Below are 3,295 nucleotides of genomic sequence, written 5' to 3' on the forward strand. Positions count from 1 at the left end.
CACGACTGAATATTAACTTTAGCCATTATGCTGCTTAATTTTGATTAGTTACTTATCTATTTACTGATAGGTTTATATCTTTATTTGCCGATCTTCTCCGCTTGGGTCGAGAAAGTTTCGGATAAGGCGAAATTATGGTTTCTGGCGGGTTGGGGAGTGACTTTGTTTATTCCTTATTACCGGGAATTCGTGTCTCCTTATATTGGGGGTGGATGCTCATGGAATGAATTCAGTATGCTTTATTATTTCGCCGGGTTTAACGGTTACTTGCTATTGGGGCATTATCTGCGGAATCATGATTGGTCGTTAGGAAAGATTGTTGGGATAGGCATTCCTATGTTTGTTGTGGGCTATGCCATTACTTTCTTCGGTTTCCGCTATACGACCGCTTTGCCTGCTTATACGGAGGAACAGTTAGAGTTATTCTTCTATTATTGTTCTCCCAATGTGGTGATAATGACGATTCCTATCTTCTTACTGGCGAAGAAGGTAAATGTTAAGTCGGATACGATTAAGCGAATGCTGGCGAACTTAACCATATGCGGTTTCGGTATCTATATGGTACATTATTTCTTTACGGGACCCAGCGTGCTGTTGGCGAGAGCCTTGAATATCCCTTTGGGTTTACAGATTCCTGCCGCTTCTGTGGTAGCATTCGCTGTATCTTGGCTGATTGTGTTGGGTATCAGAAAGATTTGCGGTAAGAAAGCCAAGTATGTTGTGGGCTGAATTTATACATACGTTCGCATAGGCTGATACGTATATACGTGCGAGGTCACACGTATATACGTATAAATCATCTTTATTTCTTAGTTACAATCACCCGCTCTGTCGGAGCCAGATGCTCGTTGCGATAGTCTATTTGCTTGACTACATTTTCGGCCAATTCTTGGAATGCCTTTCCTGTGATCGAGTCCGGGTTCAACGCTACCGGCTTACCTTGATCTCCTCCTTCGCAGATACTTTGTACGATAGGAATCTGTCCTAGTAACGGCACGTTCAGTTCTTCAGCTAGGCGTTTACAACCTTCCTTTCCGAATATATAATATTTGTTTTCCGGTAATTCCGCTGGGGTAAACCAAGCCATATTCTCGATTAACCCTAAAACAGGGACATTAACCTTGTCTCCGGTGAACATGCTGATACCCTTACGAGCGTCCGCTAAAGCAACCTCTTGCGGCGTACTTACCACCACGGCTCCGGTTATCGCTAGTGTTTGTACCATTGTCAAATGGATATCACTCGTTCCGGGAGGTAAATCGATTAAGAAATAATCAAGCTCACCCCAGTTGGCGTCACCGATCAATTGCTTCAATGCGTTGCTAGCCATTGCTCCACGCCATAGGACTGCATCGTTCTTATTTACGAAGAAGCCGATAGATAACATCTTGACACCATAATTTTCGGCCGGTTTGATCAGTTCCCTGCCCTCTACCTCTTCCATATAAGGGCGAGCTTCTTCTAGGTTGAACATCTTGGGTTGGGACGGTCCGAATATATCGGCATCCAGCAATCCTACCTTATATCCTTGTAGAGCCAATGCGACAGCTAGATTAGCGGCAACGGTACTTTTACCAACTCCTCCTTTACCGGAAGATACGGCGATAATATTTTTTACTTGCGGTAATAATTTATCCGGTTCCGGGCGAGCTAACTGACGGGCTTTTACCGTGATGTTTCCCTTGATATTCACCTCCGGGCTTACATAGGTTAAGATAGCGGTCTCCGCGGCTTTTACTACGGAACGGATAAACGGATCATTTGGTTTCTCGAATAATAACGAGAAGGTGACATTCATACCATCGATACGAATGTTGTCTTCTACGAGGCCCATGGAAACGATGTCCTTTCCCGTACCCGGGTAACGGACGTTCTTCAACGCCTCAATAATCAGATTCGGATAGATTGTCATATCTGTTGATTTTTTTAGTCATTCTTTTATTTACCAGAAGCCAAAGCGCTTCGTTTACTGCGATTAAAGCTACGATAAGGATCTAACTCTATTTCTACGTCAGGTTCCACCAATCGTTCCCTTTCCTCACAAACAAACTTGATGTATTTGATGTCTAAGCCACGATCCAGCCATTGTTGCTCGTAATAGGTCTTGATAGATAAGATCTCATCCACCAGATTGGAATGATATAGGTCGTCTGTACTGAATAATACGGGATAATGGTTCGCTTTTACCATCTCGCACGTATAGGTATACATGAAGTTACTGTCCGTTTTTAAATGGATAATACCATCTCCGGAAAGGATTTCCCGATACATTTTCATAAAGCGGGTTCCGGTCAGACGCTTATTGACCTTTTTCATTTGAGGGTCCGGAAATGTGATCCAGATCTCGGCTACTTCGCCTGGAGCGAAGAAATAGGAAATCAATTCGATACTCGTACGTAGAAAAGCCACGTTATTCATCCCGGCTTCCAGCGATTCTTTTGCTCCAGTCCACATACGTGCTCCCTTGATATCGACACCAATAAAATTTTTATTTGGGAAAAGCTTTCCCAAACCTACGGTATATTCCCCTTTTCCGCATCCCAATTCTAAGACAATAGGATGGTCGTTCTTGAAAAAACGTTCATGCCACTGTCCTTTCATATCAAACCCTTTTTCTTGTAGGGCGGCGAAAGGGTATTGGAATACGTGCGGATAGCCCGCCATATCGTCAAACTTAGCTAATTTATTCTTTCCCATGTCGCGAAGATAATACTTAAAAAAATGCTTTTTACGTTTTTTCTATTGTTTTAGATAGGGGTTTTTATGCGTTGGTGAGTCTTTTGAACATATAGGCTGTCAGAAGTTTTATTTGAAAGTGGAGTTGTAACGAATAAAAAAGGATATGTTGAGAGTATTTTTTAGACGCCCGATATTTAAGAATCCGAGGTTTGTCGGATTTGTTTGGTTTGCGACGGCCCTTGTCGCATAGGGCTTCTTTTTTCCATGCGTTAGAGTTGAAAAACCTTTATGCGTATTATCCGAATGAATACCACGACCGGTTTTTATACGGGATCCCTTTTACGGCTATAATAGCGCCTTTCTCCCTCTTCGCTCCTTATATCGGGATGTTGCTATGGTGTCTCGCGAATAGCTTGCTGCTTTATATGGCTATCCGTAAACTCGGATTGGCGGATTGGAAACAGGCGTTTGTTATTTGGTTATGCTTGAATGAGTTGTTTACGTGTGTTATTATGCAGCAATTTAACATAGCCATAGCTGGCATGATTTTATTCTCGTTTACATTAGTGTCCCATAAAAAATAGGGACTAGTTAAACATTAAATAAATTTGGCCCA

Annotated in this window: 3 protein-coding genes and 1 pseudogene; 2 read left to right on the plus strand and 2 right to left on the minus strand. The window is 42.4% G+C overall.

All coding sequences use genetic code 11. From position 1 onward, the window contains the following. Nucleotides 1–54: 54 nt before the first annotated feature. Nucleotides 55–729: pseudogene (locus tag E5342_RS18710) on the plus strand (acyltransferase); the annotation flags it as partial. Between the two features lie 73 nt (nt 730–802). Here the strand turns inward: E5342_RS18710 and E5342_RS18715 are convergent. Then, entirely contained in the window at nt 803–1,912 is a 1,110-nt protein-coding gene (locus E5342_RS18715) for an Mrp/NBP35 family ATP-binding protein (protein ID WP_005859141.1), read from the minus strand. Nucleotides 1,913–1,938: 26 nt separating this feature from the next. After that, nucleotides 1,939–2,697, minus strand: coding sequence for a tRNA (guanosine(46)-N7)-methyltransferase TrmB (trmB, locus tag E5342_RS18720; protein WP_121734953.1), 759 nt, complete (start codon nt 2,695–2,697; stop codon nt 1,939–1,941). A gap of 257 nt (nt 2,698–2,954) precedes the next feature. Between trmB and E5342_RS18725 the strand changes: the two genes are divergently transcribed. Then, the gene (locus E5342_RS18725) at nt 2,955–3,263 is read left to right on the plus strand and encodes a glycosyltransferase family 87 protein (RefSeq protein ID WP_246867171.1); all 309 of its coding nucleotides are present in this window, start codon (nt 2,955–2,957) and stop codon (nt 3,261–3,263) included. Nucleotides 3,264–3,295 lie beyond the last annotated feature (32 nt).

It is taken from the genome of Parabacteroides distasonis (assembly GCF_004793765.1).
Lineage (GTDB): Bacteria > Bacteroidota > Bacteroidia > Bacteroidales > Tannerellaceae > Parabacteroides > Parabacteroides distasonis_A.